The organism is Mycobacterium simiae, assembly GCF_010727605.1.
In the GTDB taxonomy this organism is placed as follows: Bacteria; Actinomycetota; Actinomycetes; order Mycobacteriales; family Mycobacteriaceae; genus Mycobacterium; species Mycobacterium simiae.
In genome coordinates this window covers 1,183,067-1,197,262 of the sequence record NZ_AP022568.1, presented here as the reverse complement: position 1 = coordinate 1,197,262, position 14,196 = coordinate 1,183,067, and the positions used below count along the sequence as shown (strand labels likewise).

The 14,196-nt window shown below is 66.1% G+C and carries 13 protein-coding genes and 2 pseudogenes; all 15 read right to left on the bottom strand.

Annotation, left to right across the window (positions count from 1 at the left end):
• Positions 1-3 precede the first annotated feature (3 nt).
• The 15 genes and pseudogenes from nuoK to G6N33_RS05375 all read right to left on the bottom strand — a co-directional run bounded on the left by nuoK (position 4) and on the right by G6N33_RS05375 (position 14,184).
• Positions 4-303: an NADH-quinone oxidoreductase subunit NuoK gene (nuoK, locus tag G6N33_RS05440; protein ID WP_044510267.1), complete on the bottom strand. Its 300-nt coding sequence runs from the start codon at positions 301-303 to the stop codon at positions 4-6.
• Positions 300-1,085 (bottom strand): NADH-quinone oxidoreductase subunit J, encoded by a 786-nt coding sequence (locus G6N33_RS05435; RefSeq protein ID WP_044512963.1) that lies wholly within the window; start codon positions 1,083-1,085, stop codon positions 300-302. Before G6N33_RS05435 ends, nuoK begins: the two co-directional genes overlap by 4 nt.
• Before the next feature lie 5 nt (positions 1,086-1,090).
• A pseudogene (nuoI, locus tag G6N33_RS05430) lies at positions 1,091-1,657 on the bottom strand (NADH-quinone oxidoreductase subunit NuoI); the annotation flags it as partial.
• Positions 1,641-2,900, bottom strand: coding sequence for an NADH-quinone oxidoreductase subunit NuoH (gene nuoH / locus G6N33_RS05425; protein ID WP_163771758.1), 1,260 nt, complete (start codon positions 2,898-2,900; stop codon positions 1,641-1,643). The gene nuoH and the pseudogene nuoI, both read right to left, overlap by 17 nt.
• A gap of 8 nt (positions 2,901-2,908) precedes the next feature.
• A complete protein-coding gene (locus G6N33_RS05420; protein WP_101528831.1) occupies positions 2,909-5,329 on the bottom strand; it encodes an NADH-quinone oxidoreductase subunit G in 2,421 nt (806 codons plus the stop codon).
• A gap of 114 nt (positions 5,330-5,443) precedes the next feature.
• Positions 5,444-6,787, bottom strand: a complete 1,344-nt coding sequence (gene nuoF / locus G6N33_RS05415; RefSeq protein ID WP_101528832.1) for an NADH-quinone oxidoreductase subunit NuoF — start codon at positions 6,785-6,787, stop codon at positions 5,444-5,446.
• On the bottom strand, positions 6,787-7,569 hold the full coding sequence (gene nuoE / locus G6N33_RS05410) for an NADH-quinone oxidoreductase subunit NuoE (RefSeq protein ID WP_101528833.1): 783 nt from the start codon (positions 7,567-7,569) through the stop codon (positions 6,787-6,789). The genes nuoF and nuoE overlap by 1 nt, the downstream gene beginning before the upstream one ends.
• The gene (gene nuoD / locus G6N33_RS05405; RefSeq protein WP_044510278.1) at positions 7,566-8,903 is read right to left on the bottom strand and encodes an NADH dehydrogenase (quinone) subunit D; all 1,338 of its coding nucleotides are present in this window, start codon (positions 8,901-8,903) and stop codon (positions 7,566-7,568) included. The genes nuoE and nuoD overlap by 4 nt, the downstream gene beginning before the upstream one ends.
• Positions 8,903-9,631, bottom strand: coding sequence for an NADH-quinone oxidoreductase subunit C (locus G6N33_RS05400; RefSeq protein ID WP_044510280.1), 729 nt, complete (start codon positions 9,629-9,631; stop codon positions 8,903-8,905). Before G6N33_RS05400 ends, nuoD begins: the two co-directional genes overlap by 1 nt.
• Entirely contained in the window at positions 9,628-10,182 is a 555-nt protein-coding gene (locus G6N33_RS05395; protein ID WP_044510282.1) for a NuoB/complex I 20 kDa subunit family protein, read from the bottom strand. The genes G6N33_RS05400 and G6N33_RS05395 overlap by 4 nt, the downstream gene beginning before the upstream one ends.
• Positions 10,183-10,189: 7 nt before the next feature.
• Entirely contained in the window at positions 10,190-10,567 is a 378-nt protein-coding gene (locus G6N33_RS05390; RefSeq protein ID WP_044510284.1) for an NADH-quinone oxidoreductase subunit A, read from the bottom strand.
• Between the two features lie 232 nt (positions 10,568-10,799).
• Positions 10,800-11,201: an Rv3143 family two-component system response regulator gene (locus G6N33_RS05385; protein WP_044510286.1), complete on the bottom strand. Its 402-nt coding sequence runs from the start codon at positions 11,199-11,201 to the stop codon at positions 10,800-10,802.
• A gap of 30 nt (positions 11,202-11,231) precedes the next feature.
• Positions 11,232-11,573: pseudogene (locus G6N33_RS27380) on the bottom strand (hypothetical protein); the annotation flags it as partial.
• Positions 11,567-12,949, bottom strand: coding sequence for a phosphotransferase family protein (locus G6N33_RS05380; protein ID WP_044510287.1), 1,383 nt, complete (start codon positions 12,947-12,949; stop codon positions 11,567-11,569). The pseudogene G6N33_RS27380 and the gene G6N33_RS05380, both read right to left, overlap by 7 nt.
• Positions 12,946-14,184 carry an acyl-CoA dehydrogenase family protein gene (locus tag G6N33_RS05375; RefSeq protein WP_044510290.1) on the bottom strand — a complete coding sequence of 413 codons (1,239 nt, stop codon included), beginning with the start codon at positions 14,182-14,184 and terminating at the stop codon, positions 12,946-12,948. The genes G6N33_RS05380 and G6N33_RS05375 overlap by 4 nt, the downstream gene beginning before the upstream one ends.
• Positions 14,185-14,196: the final 12 nt, after the last annotated feature.

Below are 14,196 nucleotides of genomic sequence, written 5' to 3'. Positions count from 1 at the left end.
TTCTCAGCCTTTGAGGAGGTTGGCGTCGTCGACCGACGCGGATTTGCGGGCACGGAAAATCGTCATGATGATGGCCAGGCCGATGACGACCTCGCACGCGGCCACCACCATCGTGAAGAACGCGATCATCTGCCCGTCCAGGTGGCCGTGCAGGCGGGCGAACGTGACGAACGCCAGGTTGACGGCGTTGAGCATCAGCTCGACGCACATGAACATCACGATGGCATTGCGCCGCAACAGCACACCCGCGGCTCCGATCGTGAACAGCAGCGCCGAGAGGTACAGGTAGTTGGCCGGGTTCATGAAGTACCGCCTTTGAGGGCTTGCGGGGTTGTCGTGCCGTCCGCGGCGCGGGCGCGCAGCAAGCTCGACACCGACTCCTGTGAGTACGAGCCGTCCGGCAACAACGCGGCCACGTCGACCGCGTTGCGGCGTGCATAGACGCCCGGGTTGGGCAACGGTGTGGGGCGTCCACCGGAGCGGAACCGCTCTTCGGACAGTTCGCGCTGTGTCTTGCGGCGTTCGAAACGTTCGCGGTGCGCGAGCACCATGGCCCCGACCGCGGCGGTGATCAGCAGCGCGCTGGTCAACTCGAATGCCCACAGGTAGCGCGAAAAGATCAGTGCCGCCAGGCCTTCCACGTTGCCGTTGGCGTTGGCCGTGGTCAGGCCGACGAAGCCGCCGGTGGCAACGCTCCCAATAGCGGCGATCAGCAGGACGCCGAAACCGACTCCGGTGATCACTGCGGCGATGCGCTGCCCGCGCAGTGTCTCCTTCAGTGATTCCGCGGAGTCCACGCCGATCAGCATGAGCACGAACAGGAACAGCATCATCACCGCGCCGGTGTAGACCACGACTTGCACCACACCGAGAAACAGGGCGTCCTGAATCATGTAGAAGACGGCGAGGACGATCATGGTCATCGCCAGGAACATCGCCGAGTACACGGCGTTGACGGACATCACCACCCCGATCGCGCCGATCAGCGCCAAGGCACCCAGCAGCCAGAACGCAACTGCTTCGCCGGTCGAGGTGCGCACGATGGTGTCACTCGCCAGCGTGGTGGCGAGCAGGTGCCCAGTCATCGCGGTCACTTCGGCTCTCCTGCCGCATCTTTGGCGTGGCTGCCCGACTTCAAGCCATGGGCGGTGACGTTGCCGAGGTAGTAGTCCTTGTCGGTGGCGCCCTCGGTTCTCGGATGCGGCGGCGCGAGCATGTCTTGCAGCAGCGGCGCCAGTAATCGGTCCTTCTCGTAGATCAGGTCGGCGCGATTGTCGTCGGCCATCTCATAGTCGTTGGTCATCGTCAGGGCGCGGGTCGGGCAGGCTTCGATGCACAGGCCGCATCCGATGCACCGCAAATAGTTGATTTGATAGACCCGGCCGTAGCGCTCGCCCGGCGAATACCTCGCCTCTTCGGTGTTGTCGGCGCCCTCGACGTAGATGGCGTCGGCCGGGCAGGCCCATGCGCATAGTTCGCAGCCGATGCACTTCTCCAGGCCGTCGGGGTAGCGGTTGAGTTGATGGCGTCCGTGGTAGCGCGGTGCGACCGGCCCGGGCTTCTCCGGATACTCCTCGGTCACAGTCTTTTTGAACATCGCCGCGAATGTCACGCCGAATCCGGCCACGGCGTCCAAGAACTTAGCCATGCGCGTTCTCCTTGCTGGCACTGACCGATGACGTCAAGACCTTGCCCGGCAGGGGAGGTGTCGGAAACGCCGCGGGCGGCGGCAGCGCGTCGCGCTGCTTGCGCAGCTCACGCTTCAAGGCGCGGTCGGCGGGTGCCTTGAAAGGCTTGCTGAGCAACGAGATCAGGACGACGGAGACGACGATGCTGCAGACCACCAGCAGCGGCGTCCAGTGCGCGTAACCCTGGTTGCGCAGCGACCGGATGATGCCGGCGATCAACACCCAGACCAGCGAGACCGGGATCAGCAACTTCCAGCCCAGGCCCATGAACTGGTCGTACCGCAGCCGTGGCAGCGAGGCCCGCAGCCACATGTAAATGAACAGGAAGGTCCACATCTTGGCGGTGAACCAGATCAGCGGCCACCAACCGGTATTGGCGCCCTCCCACAGGTTGAGCGGCCAGGGCGCATGCCAACCGCCGAAGAACAGGACGGTCGCAAGCGAGGAGACCGTCATCATGTTGACGTATTCGGCGAGCATGAACATCGCGAACTTCAGCGACGAGTATTCGGTGTGGAATCCGGCGACCAGTTCGCCTTCGGCCTCGGGCAAGTCGAAAGGGGCGCGGTTGGTTTCGCCGACCATCGAAATCAGATAGATGATGAACGACGGCAGCAGCAGGAACACGTACCAGAGGCCGTCCTGCGCCTTGATGATGCCCGACGTCGACATGGTGCCGGCGAACAGGAAGACCGCCGCGAACGACAACCCCATCGCGACCTCGTACGAGATTACCTGGGCGGTGGAGCGCACCCCGCCCAAAAGCGGGTACGTCGATCCCGATGCCCAACCGCCCAGCACGATGCCGTACACCCCGATCGCGGACAGCCCCAGAATGAACAGCACCGCGACCGGCAGGTCGGTCAACTGCAGCGGGGTGCGGTGACCGAACACCGATACTTCAGGACCGAACGGGATGAACGCGAAGGCGGTAAACGCCGGGATGACCGAAAAAACCGGCGCGGCAAAGTAAACGAACTTGTCGACGCCGCCCGGGGTGATGCTTTCCTTTAAGGCCAGCTTGATCCCGTCGGCCAGGCTTTGCAGAACCCCCCACGGTCCGGCCCGATTGGGGCCGGGCCGCCGTTGCATCCAACCGAGGATCTTGCGCTCGAGCAAAATCGCGACCAGCACGTTGAGCATCAGGAACACGAATATGGCGAGTGATTTACCGAGCACCAGCCACCAGGTGTCGTGGCCGAAGCCGGTCAAGGTGGATGTCATTGGTCCACTCCGATCCGCACGATGCTGCCGGCGGTGACGTCCAGGTCCCGCTGGACCGCCGAACCGGGCGAGTTCAGCGGCAACCACACCACCCGGTCGGGCATGTCAGTGATGTCCAGCGGCAAGCGGATCGAGCCGCGAGGTGTGCTCACCGTGACCGTGTCCCCCGCGGCGGCACCGATCTCGGCGGCCGTAGCGGCCGAGAGTCGAGTCACGGGCTTGCGCGCCGTCCCGGCCAGATGCGGCTCGCCGTCCTGCAGCCGGCCGTTGTCCAGCATCAGCCGCCAGCCGGTCAGCACGGCTTCTCCTGCGCCCGGCTGCGGCGGCTGGGGTGCCTGCACCGACGGGCTGGTTCCGCGTTTACCGTCCCAGTTACCCAGCGCGGCGATCTCCTCGCGGGCGGTGGCGACGGTGGTCATACCCAGGTAAACACCCATCTCGTCGGCCAGCGTGTCGAGAATCTGATGGTCGGATTGGGCGGCTTGTCGGGTGATGCCGCGCAGCGCGGCCTCGAAGGGCCGGAACCGGCCCTCCCAGTTGACGAATGCGCCGGCCTTCTGCGTCGTCGGCGCGACCGGGAACACCACGTCGGCGCGGTCGGTGACCTCACTGCGCCGCAGTTCTAGGCTGACGACGAAGCGGGCGGCGTCCAGCGCGGCCAGTACCGAGTCGGGAGCGGCGAAGTCGCCGGGCTCGATGCCGCCGACCAGCAGAGCGCCCAAACTTCCGTCCGTCGCGGCGGCCAGGATTCCGTCGACGTCACGCCCTGGCGCAGAAGGCAATTCGTCGACGTTCCACGCCGCAGCGACCTGTGCGCGGGCGGCCTCGTCGGTGACGAGGCGACCACCGGGCAGCAACCCGGGCAGGGCTCCGGCCTCCAGCGCGCCACGTTCCCCGGCGCGTCGCGGCACCCACGCCAGACGCGCCCCGGTTGCATCGGCCAGCCGGGCGACCGCGGACAGTCCGCCGGGCACCGTGGCCATTCGCTCGCCGACCATGATGACCGCCCCGGCCGTCGACAACAGGTCGCCGACCTCGCCGGTGGCCAGCCCGTCCAACGTCGACGGCTCGGCACCCGGAGCGGTTTGCAGCAATCGGCCCGACATTTTCTGCAACGCGCGGGTGGCGAAGGGGGCGACCGCGTAGATCGGCACGCCCCGCTTGCGGGCGGCTTTGCGCAGCCGCAGGAACACGATCGGAGCTTCGTCCTCGGGCTCGAATCCGACCAGCAGCACCACCGGCGCCGATTCCAGGTCGGAGTAGGTGACCGTGAGCGGTCGGCCCGCGATCCGCGCCGACAGGAACTCCGTCTCTTCGGCCGAGTAGGGGCGAGCGCGGAAGTCGATGTCGTTGGTGTCCAACGCGATTCGCGCAAATTTGGCGTAGGCGTAGGCGTCTTCCCAGGTGGCCCGACCGCCGACGAGCACGCCGGTGCGCCCGCGGGCGGCCTCGAGCCCGCGGGTGGCGACCACGATCGCGTGTGCCCACGACGCCGGCTGCAGCGTGCCGTCGGGGTCCCGAACCAGGGGAGTGGTGAGCACGTCGGGCTGGGTGGCGTATCGGAACGCCCACCGGCCCTTGTCGCAGTTCCATTCCTCGTTGACCTCGGGGTCGTCCCCGGCCAGGCGGCGCAGCACTTTGCCGCGGCGGTGATCGGTGCGCTCGGCGCACCCGCCGGCGCAGTGCTCGCACACACTGGGGCTGGAGACGAGGTCGAACGGGCGCGCCCGGAAGCGGTAGGCGGCGCCGGTCAGTGCGCCGACGGGGCAGATCTGCACCGTGTTGCCCGAGAAGTACGAGTCGAACGGCTCGTTCGCGTAGATGCCCACCTGCTGGAGCGCGCCGCGTTCCTGCATGTCGATGAATGGGTCACCGGCGATCTGCTCGGAAAATCTCGTGCAGCGTGCGCACAGGATGCAGCGTTCTCGGTCCAACAGGACCTGCGAGGAGATATTGATCGGCTTGGCGAAGGTGCGCTTGACATCTTCGAAGCGAGAATCGGTGCGGCCGTTGGACATCGCCTGGTTTTGCAGTGGGCATTCACCGCCCTTGTCGCACATCGGGCAGTCCAGCGGATGATTGATCAGCAGTAGTTCCATCACGCCGTGTTGGGCCTTGTCGGCGGCTTCGGAGGTCAGCTGGGTACGCACCACCATGTCGTCGGTGCAGACGGTGGTGCACGACGCCAGTGGCTTGCGCTGGCCCTCGACCTCGACCAGGCACTGCCGGCAGGCCCCGACCGGGTCGAGCAGCGGGTGGTCGCAGAACCGCGGAATCTGGATGCCCATCAACTCGGCCGCGCGAATCACCAGAGTTCCCTTCGGGACACTGACTTCGACGCCGTCGATGGTCAGGTTGACCATGTCCGGCGGCGTCGCCTCGTCACCACCGGTCTGCGTTTTGGCCGCTGAAGTCATGGGCGCCGCTCCTCCTCATCGCTTCGCTTTGCATCGTCGTCGGCGCGGGTCATGGGCGCCGCTCCTCCTCATCGCTTCGCTCTGCATCGTCGTCGGCGCGGGTCATGGGCGCTTTCAGGCCTTTCCGTTCGCGGTAAGCATGGCGTCTCGTGGGTCGAACGGACAGCCGCCGCCCTCGACGTGGGCGATGTACTCATCGCGGAAATGCTTGATCGATGACATCACCGGGCTGGCCGCGCCGTCGCCCAACGCGCAGAACGACTTTCCGAGAATCGCGTCCGAAATATCCAGCAGTTTGTCGAGATCCTCGTGGGTCCCACGACCGGTTTCCAGCCGTGTGTAAATCTGATCCAGCCAGAAGGTGCCCTCACGACACGGTGTGCATTTTCCGCAGGACTCGTGTTTGTAGAAGTAGGTCCAGCGCCGCACCGCCCGCACCACGCAAGTGGTCTCGTCGAAGATCTCCAGTGCCTTGGTGCCCAACATCGATCCGACGCCACCCACGCCCTCGTAATCCAGTGGTACGTCCAGATGTTCGTCGGTGAGCAGCGGGGTGGACGAGCCACCAGGCGTCCAAAACTTCAGCCGATGCCCCGCGCGGACCCCGCCGGCGTAGGCGAGCAGCTCCCGCAATGTGATTCCCAGCGGGGCCTCGTACTGGCCGGGGCGGGTGACGTGCCCGGACAGCGAATACAGGGTGAAACCAGGCGATTTCTCGCTGCCCATGGACCGGAACCATTCGACTCCATTGAGGATGATCGACGGGACGCTGGCGATGGTCTCCACGTTGTTGATCACCGTGGGGCAGCCGTATAGGCCAGCCACCGCGGGAAACGGTGGGCGCAGCCGGGGCTGACCGCGCCGGCCTTCCAGGGAGTCCAGCAGCGCCGTTTCCTCACCGCAGATGTACGCTCCGGCGCCGGCGTGCACCACCAGCTCGAGATCGAAACCGGACCCGTCGATGTCACGGCCCAGGTAGCCGGCGGCGTAGGCCTCGGCCACCGCGTTCTGCAGGCGGCGCAGCACCGGCACGACTTCACCGCGCACGTAAATGAAGGCGTGGCTGGCCCGAATGGCGTACGCGGCGATGATGACGCCTTCGACGAGTACGTGCGGGGTCGCCAGCATCAGCGGAATGTCTTTGCAGGTGCCGGGTTCCGACTCGTCGGCGTTGACCACCAGGTAGTGAGGTTTGGCTGCCGCGCCGGTGTCGCCCTGCGGGATGAACGACCATTTGGTGCCGGTCGAGAAGCCGGCGCCGCCGCGGCCACGCAGGCCGGAGTCTTTGACCGTGGCGATCACGTCGTCGGGCGGCATGGCGAGCGCTTTTTTCAGCGCCTGGTAACCGTCGTGGCGCAAATAGGTCTGCAACGTCCACGACTCGGGGTCGTCCCAGTACCGGCTGATCACCGGGGTCAGCGGTGTCGCCTGGTCGCTGGGCGCGGTGGGGGCGGCCATCAGTCTCCTTCCCCGGTCGGCGTCGTTGGGGCGTCCGGCGCCTTCATGCCGTGCTCCTTGGCCACCTGCAGTCCGGCCAACGTGGCCGGCCCGGCGCCCCCCTGGCCTTGGTCGGGCCGTTCGTCGGGCAGGCCGGCCAGGATGCGCGACGTCTCCCGGAACACGCACAGCGGTGCGCCGCGAGTCGGCGTCGCGGGCTTGCCGGCCCGCAACGAGTCAACGAGATCACGCGCCGATTCGGGTGTCTGGTTGTCGAAGAATTCCCAGTTCACCATCACCACCGGCGCGAAATCGCAGGCGGCGTTGCATTCGATGTGCTGCAGCGTGACCGACCCGTCCTGGGTCGTCTCGTCGTTACCGATACCGAGATGCTCTTTGAGACTGTCGAATATCGCGTCGCCGCCCATCACCGCGCACAGCGTGTTGGTGCAGACACCGACCAGGTAATCCCCGGTGGGTCCGCGCCGGTACATGGTGTAGAAACTCGCGACCGCCGAAACCTCGGCGCCGGTCAGGCCGAGTTGTCGGCCGCAGAACTCGAGGCCGGCCGGCGTCAGGTAGGAGTCTTGCGCCTGGACCAGGTGCAGCAACGGCAGCAGGGCGGATCGCTTGTTGGGGTAGCGCCCGATGATTTCCTTGGCGTCGACCTCCAGCCGGGCTTGGACCTCCGGCGAATATGACTGCGGGGCACCCTCAACCACGAATTGGTTGGGTTCTTCCGGCGGCGGGCCCAGCCGCAGGAAGACCCGTTCGCCGCTGCCACTTACGTTCGGTTCGCTCACCGGTCCACCCCGCCCATCACGGGGTCGATGCTGGCGACGGCGGTGATCAGGTCGGCGACCAAACCGCCCTCGCACATCGCGGCGACCGACTGCAGATTGGTAAACGACGGATCCCGATAGTGCACCCGGTAGGGCCGGGTGCCGCCGTCACTGACCATGTGCACACCCAGCTCGCCGCGCGGCGATTCCACCGCGCTGTAGACCTGGCCGGCGGGGACCCGAATGCCCTCGGTGACCAGCTTGAAGTGATGAATCAATGCTTCCATCGAACCGCCCATGATCTTGGCGATGTGCTCGGGCGAGTTACCCATTCCGTCGGGGCCGACCTTCAAGTCGGCGGGCCAGGCGATCTTGCGATCCTCGACCATCGTTGGCCCCGGCTTCAACTTGTCCAGGCACTGCTCGACGATCTTGACGGATTCCCACATCTCCTTCACGCGAATGATGTAGCGCCCGTAGGCATCACACGTGTCGGCGGTGATCACGTCGAATTCGTAATTCTGGTATCCGCAGTACGGCTCGCTCTTGCGCAGGTCGTGCGGCAATCCGGTGGCGCGCAGGATCGGTCCGGTGATGCCCAACGCAATGCACCCGGTCAGGTCGAGGTAACCGACGTCTTCGGTGCGGGCTTTCCAGATGGCGTTCTCGTTGAGCAGATCGCCCATTTCCTTCAACACTTGCTTGAGACCCTTGAGCGCTTCGGCGATCTCGGCTTCGGCGTTGGGGGGCAGGTCTTGCGCCACACCGCCGGGGCGGATATAGGCGCTGTTCATCCGCAGACCGCTGATCTTCTCGAACAGGGTCAGCACAATCTCGCGTCCGCGAAACCCGACGAACATCGGCGTCATGGCGCCCAATTCCATGCCGCCGGTGGCCAACGCCACCAGATGCGAGGAAATCCGGTTGAGCTCCATCATCATCACGCGGATGACGTTGACCCGCTCGGGAATCTCATCGGTGATGCCGAGCAGCTTTTCCACGCCCAGGCAGTAGGCGGTCTCGTTGAAAAACGGTGACAGGTAATCCATCCGGGTCACGAAGGTGACGCCCTGCGCCCAGTAGCGGTACTCGAGGTTCTTCTCGATTCCGGTGTGCAGATAACCGATTCCGCAGCGCACCTCGGTGACGGTCTCGCCCTCGATCTCTAGGATCAGCCGCAGCACCCCGTGGGTCGAGGGATGCTGCGGTCCCATGTTGACGACGATGCGTTCACCGGGATCCGCGGCGCGTGCGGCTTCGACGACTTGGCCCCAGTCCTGTCCGCCGGCGACCACGACCCGCTCAGGGATCTCCGCGGCGCCACCATCGGGCGTCGAATCAGTGATTGTGCTCATTAGTTGTACGCTCTCCGCTCGTCGGGCGGGGGTATCTGTGCACCCTTGTACTCGACGGGAATGCCACCGAGCGGGTAGTCCTTGCGCTGCGGGTGGCCGTGCCAGTCGTCGGGCATTTCAATGCGGGTCAGCGACGGATGCCCGTCGAAGATGATGCCGAAGAAGTCGTAGGTCTCGCGCTCGTGCCAGTCGTTGGTCGGGTAGATGCCGTATAGCGACGGGATGTGCGGATCATCGTCCGGCGCAGACACTTCCAGCCGGACACGACGGTTGTGGGTGATCGACTGGAGCGGGTAGACGGCGTGCAGCTCGCGGCCCGGCTCGTGCGGGTAGTGCACGCCGCTGACTCCCAGACACATCTCGAACCGCAGTTCGGGCTGGTCGCGAAGATGCTGCGCCACCTTGGGCAGCGCCGCGCGGCCGACGTGCAGGGTCAGCTCGTTGCGGTCGACGACGACTTTCTCGATGGCGTTCTCGAACTCGATGCCGTCGGCCTGGAGCGCGTCGGCAAGCAGGTCGACCACCTCGTCGAAGTAACCGCCGTAGGGTCGGGGGCTGCTGCCGGGCAGCGTGATCGCGCGCACCAACCGTCCATATCCGGAGGTGTCACCCGACCCCGAGACGCCGAACATGCCGCGGCGCACGTTGATCACTTCGTCGCCTGCCGCCGGCACCGCGCCGCCCACCTCACTGGCGGCTACCCTCGGGTCCTGCTCCGGGGAGCTCATCGCAGCAGTCCCCGCATCTCGATCGTGGGCCGCGCGCTTAGCGCCGCCTGTTCGGCTTCGGCGATCGCCGCCTCGCGGTTGACTCCCAGCGGCATTTCCTGAATCTTCTCGTGCAGCTTGAGGATTGCGTACAACAGCATCTCCGGACGGGGCGGGCAGCCGGGCAGGTAAATGTCCACCGGGACGACGTGGTCGACGCCCTGAACGATCGCATAGTTGTTGAACATCCCACCGGACGACGCGCACACGCCCATCGCCAGAACCCATTTCGGTTCCGCCATCTGGTCGTAGATCTGACGCAGCACCGGGGCCATCTTCTGGCTCACCCGTCCGGCCACGATCATCAGATCCGCCTGCCGCGGTGTCGCCGAGAACCGCTCCATCCCGAACCGCGCGATGTCGAATCGTGGTCCGGCGGTTGCCATCATCTCGATGGCGCAGCAGGCCAGCCCGAAGGTGGCCGGCCACAGCGAATTCTTGCGAACGTAGCCGGCGATCTTCTCGACAGTCCCCAGCAAGATCCCGGCGGGTAACTGTTCTTCCAGGCCCACGTCTACCTCAATCCCACGTCAGGCCGCCGCGACGCCACACATACGCGTAGGCCACGAAGACCGTGAGCATGAACACCACCATCTCCACAAGGGCAAACACCCCTAACGCGTCAAAGCTGACGGCCCACGGGTAGAGGAAAACGATTTCAATGTCGAAGACGATGAAGAGCATCGCGGTCAGGTAGTACTTCACCGGAAACCGCTGCCCGGGCGTGGCATGCGGGCCGCTGACCGAGGTCTCCGTCGGCTCGATGCCACACTCGTAGGCGGCCAGCTTCGACTTGTTGTACCGCGACGGGCCGGCGATGCTCGCGATTCCGACCGAGCCCACAGCGAAGGCGGTGGCGATTCCGCCTAGCACCAGGATGGGTATGTAGACGTTCAACTCGCTCCAAGATCCGTCGTTTGGGCCGCCTCTAAGCGACCAGGCGGCGACTGGGCTGCTGTGACGAACCGGGTCTATTGCCCGTCACAGTGATCTTCAACATAGCGTGAGCCAGCAATGCTGTGTGGCCGGGGTGGCGCTAAAGCGCGGTTCTTGGTGTGAGATCGGGCACGTTTTTCGGGCACGCCGAAAACGGCGTCCCGATGGCGCCCGGAACGAGCAGGTCGTCGGCTTAGGCGGCGGGTGCGCGAAGTAACCCGAGCACGGTACGACCCAGCACGATCGGGTCGATGGGATGTGGCACCGAGGCCTCGGCCCGCGACCATCGCGCCAGCCAGGCATCGTCGGGTCGCCCGGTGAGCACCAGGATCGGCGGGCAGGTCTCGAGTTCGTCTTTGAGCTGTTTGGCGATGCCCATGCCGCCGACCGGCGTGGCTTCCCCGTCCAGGATGGCCAGGTCGATGCCGCCCTCGTCCATGGTGCTGATCACCATCGGTCCGGTGGCCACCTCGACGTAGTTCAACTCCGGTAGGTCGGGGTGCAGTTGTTTGCCGAGGGCGCGCTTCACTTCTTCGCGGGTGTTGGGGTTGTCGCTGTAGACCAGGATCCGCAGAGCGATGGTGGCGTCGGACACGGTGCAGATGCTACTGCTGCCGGGCCACCCTCATCGGGCAGACCGCGGGATTGTGCCCCGGTCATCGTCCGTCAGTCGGTCAGCGGCGGGATCGGGGCGGGGTCTGGGCGGAGTCGAGTACTCGTCGGTCCGCCCGTTTGCGCCCACTCTGATCACGATGCGTACCCGCCTCGAGATCGTTTGGCGGCCATGGCCCGTGGCGTGCAGCATGTGTTGCTGGACAAAGCCGTTGATCGCTCCGTCGTCGAAGAAGCGGTGGTCGAGGGTCTCGTAGCGGCGGGCGACAGTGCCGGTGATGAACCAGTCGATGACCCGCAGCGCGCGGGCCTTGTCGTCCGTCCGGACGGGTTCCGGGCTGGCGCTGCCTATTCGCTGTCATATCCGGGATGGGCAACCGCCAGCCGATTGCGGACCAGGGTCCGCAGGCCGGCCAAGACGTCACCGGCCCGCTCGCCGAGGTCACCGGCCCGGATCGCGGCGGCGAGTTGCTGCTCATCGGCGAAGCCCAGCGCGGTCAGCGCGGCACCCGTCTCGGCCGCGCTCTCGTCGAGCAGTTCCCGCTCGACGATGCGCAGGGCATTGCCGGCCACCCGGGCGTGGAAATTGACCTGTCCGGTGGTCGCCGCCCGGATCTCGGTTTCCAGGAATTCCGCCACGGCGGCCACCAGTTCGGCTGCCACCGGGCGTCCGTAGGTACCCGTCACGGGCCGGGCCTTTCCCGAGTGCCCGCCTCCTCCTCGCGCCGCTGCGCGGCGCGCATCGTCACCGGGCGCGTCGAGAAGGTTGAGCAAATCCCATTCCGTCTCGCACACCCGCCGACCGATCGTGGCGAGTTCGACGGAGCGCGACTGCCCGCTCAGATGCCGATCCGCCTGGAAGCGGCAGATCACACCCCAGCGCAGCGTGGCCAGCACCAGCCACCAGTGAAACGCCACCCGGTCGACGGTAATGCCGCCGGCTTGTTCGTATTCGCGGAGGAATTGCTCGGTGCTGCCCAGGCCGCCAGCGGCCAGGCCGGCCGGAGCGCCGAATCGCCACGCGCGGATGCAGAACCACGCCAGGTCCTCGTAGGCCTCGCCCAGGTGCACCAGCTCCCAGTCGAGCACCGCGGCCAGGTCAAATCCGTCGACGATCAGATTCCCCATCCGGTAGTCCCCGTGCACCAGCACCGGTGCCGACGGTGCTGGCCGATGAGCCGCCAGCCAGCGAAACGCCCACTCGAGCGTGGCCGTGGTGTCGTTCATCGCGTCGAGTCGCTCGCGCCACTGGACCAATTGGTCCTCGTGGGTCAGGCCCGCGATGTCGGTGTCGGCCCGGTGGATGGCGGCCAGCGCCTGCGCACATTGGCGCAGCAGCTCGGTTCGGCGGGTGTGCCCGTCAGTGGTGTCGAGCCGGCGCTGGATGCGCCGGACGATGGTTTCTCCCTTGATCTCGTCGCAGACCAGGAACGGATTGCCCAGCGCGGCAAGCGAATCGTCGGCGACCAGGACGTGGGGCACCGGTGCCCCAGCGGCCGCGGCGGCGGCCTGCGAGCGCGCTTCGAGCTCCATGCCCGCGTGCACGTCGTCGGGCGGCCCGGTGCGCAGGATCAGCGCGCGCCGCTGCGCGCCGGTGACCGCCTCGAACGCCCAGGTGCTGCGGCTCGCGCCCCCGCTGAGCGCGCGCAACTGCTCGACTGAGGTGCCGGCACCGAGCACCGGCGCCAGCACCGCGGTCAGTTTGGCCGTCAGCTCCTCGTTGCCGGTCATTGCGCGCCAAAGTTGAACAGCCGCTGCGCCACTCGGCGGATCTGAATTTCCTCGGCTCCCTCGGTGATCCGGTAGCGGCGGTGATGACGGTAAATGTGTTCGAACTGTTCGTGGCGGCTGTAGCCGAGGCCGCCGCAGACCTGCATCGCCCGGTCGGCGGCGTCGCAGACCAGTCGGTTGGCGCGATAGTTCGCCATGGACACCTTGTCCGACACCTCCATGTGGTGGTTGCGATCCAAATGCCAGGCCGCGTATTGCACCAGCAGTCGCACCATCTGGGCTTCGGTCTGCAATTCGGCCAGCGGCCACTGTACGGCCTGGTTGACCGACAGCGGCTTGCCGAAGACCGTTCGCGTAGACGCATATTCGGCGGCCCGGTCGATGCAGTACTGCGCCGCCCCCAGGCTGCTGGCGGCCTGACGAATCCGGTTCTCGTGCAAGAAAGTTTGCGCGACGTCTAGGCCGCGGTCGACCTCGCCGAGCACCGCGTCGGTGGGCACGCGTACGTCGGTCAACTCGACTTCGCCGTGGTCGGTGGGCATGTTGAAGGTCCACCAGTAGTAGGGGACCTTGAATCCGGGGGTGTCTGTCGGGACCAGAAACGCGGAGATGCCCCGGGCCTGTCCCGGCTCGCCGGAGGTGCGGGCGAAGATCAGGTCGTGGGTGGCGCGGTGCACCCCGGTGTTGAACCGCTTGGCGCCGTTGATCACCCAGCTGTCGCCATCGAGCCGTGCGGTGGTCTCCAGCCAGGTTGCGTCCGATCCGTGCTGCGGCTCGGTGAGTCCGAACGCCATCGACCGCTCGCCGGTGATCAGCGCTTCTGACCACTGGCGCCGCTGTTCGTCGGTGCCGAACCGTTCCATCATGATCACCTGTGGGAAGTTGCCCACAATGGAGGACTCGTTTTGCAGGTCGTTGTGCAGGCCGAGTCCCTTGTGCGCGAGATATTCCCGGATCACCGCCATATCGACATTGGTGCCGTCGCGGCCGCCGAGCGCGGCCGGCAGACCGTAGCGCAACCAGCCCGCCTTGTCCGCGCGCCGGCGCATCTCGGCGAGCAGCTCCTCCCACGCTGCAGTCGGGATGCCGTCGCGTTCCCAATCCGTGCGTGCGTACTCGCGTCGCTGGTCAAAGTATTGGATGTGCTCGCGTTCCAGCGGCTTGATCTCGGCCTCGATGAATGCGTCCATTTCGGCCAATACGCCCGGAAGATGTTCTGGGAGCGTGAAATCCACTGCTATCTCCTT

Excerpts from the sequence above, each read along its gene's own strand:
- nuoD (WP_044510278.1), bottom strand. The coding sequence starts at position 8,903 with ATGAGCACAATCACTGATTCGACGCCCGATGGTGGCGCCGCGGAGATC.
- nuoK (WP_044510267.1), bottom strand. The coding sequence starts at position 303 with ATGAACCCGGCCAACTACCTGTACCTCTCGGCGCTGCTGTTCACGATC.
- G6N33_RS05380 (WP_044510287.1), bottom strand. The coding sequence starts at position 12,949 with ATGACCGGCAACGAGGAGCTGACGGCCAAACTGACCGCGGTGCTGGCG.
- nuoF (WP_101528832.1), bottom strand. The coding sequence starts at position 6,787 with ATGGCCGCCCCCACCGCGCCCAGCGACCAGGCGACACCGCTGACCCCG.
- G6N33_RS05435 (WP_044512963.1), bottom strand. The coding sequence starts at position 1,085 with ATGACTGGGCACCTGCTCGCCACCACGCTGGCGAGTGACACCATCGTG.
- G6N33_RS05420 (WP_101528831.1), bottom strand. The coding sequence starts at position 5,329 with ATGACTTCAGCGGCCAAAACGCAGACCGGTGGTGACGAGGCGACGCCG.
- G6N33_RS05400 (WP_044510280.1), bottom strand. The coding sequence starts at position 9,631 with ATGAGCTCCCCGGAGCAGGACCCGAGGGTAGCCGCCAGTGAGGTGGGC.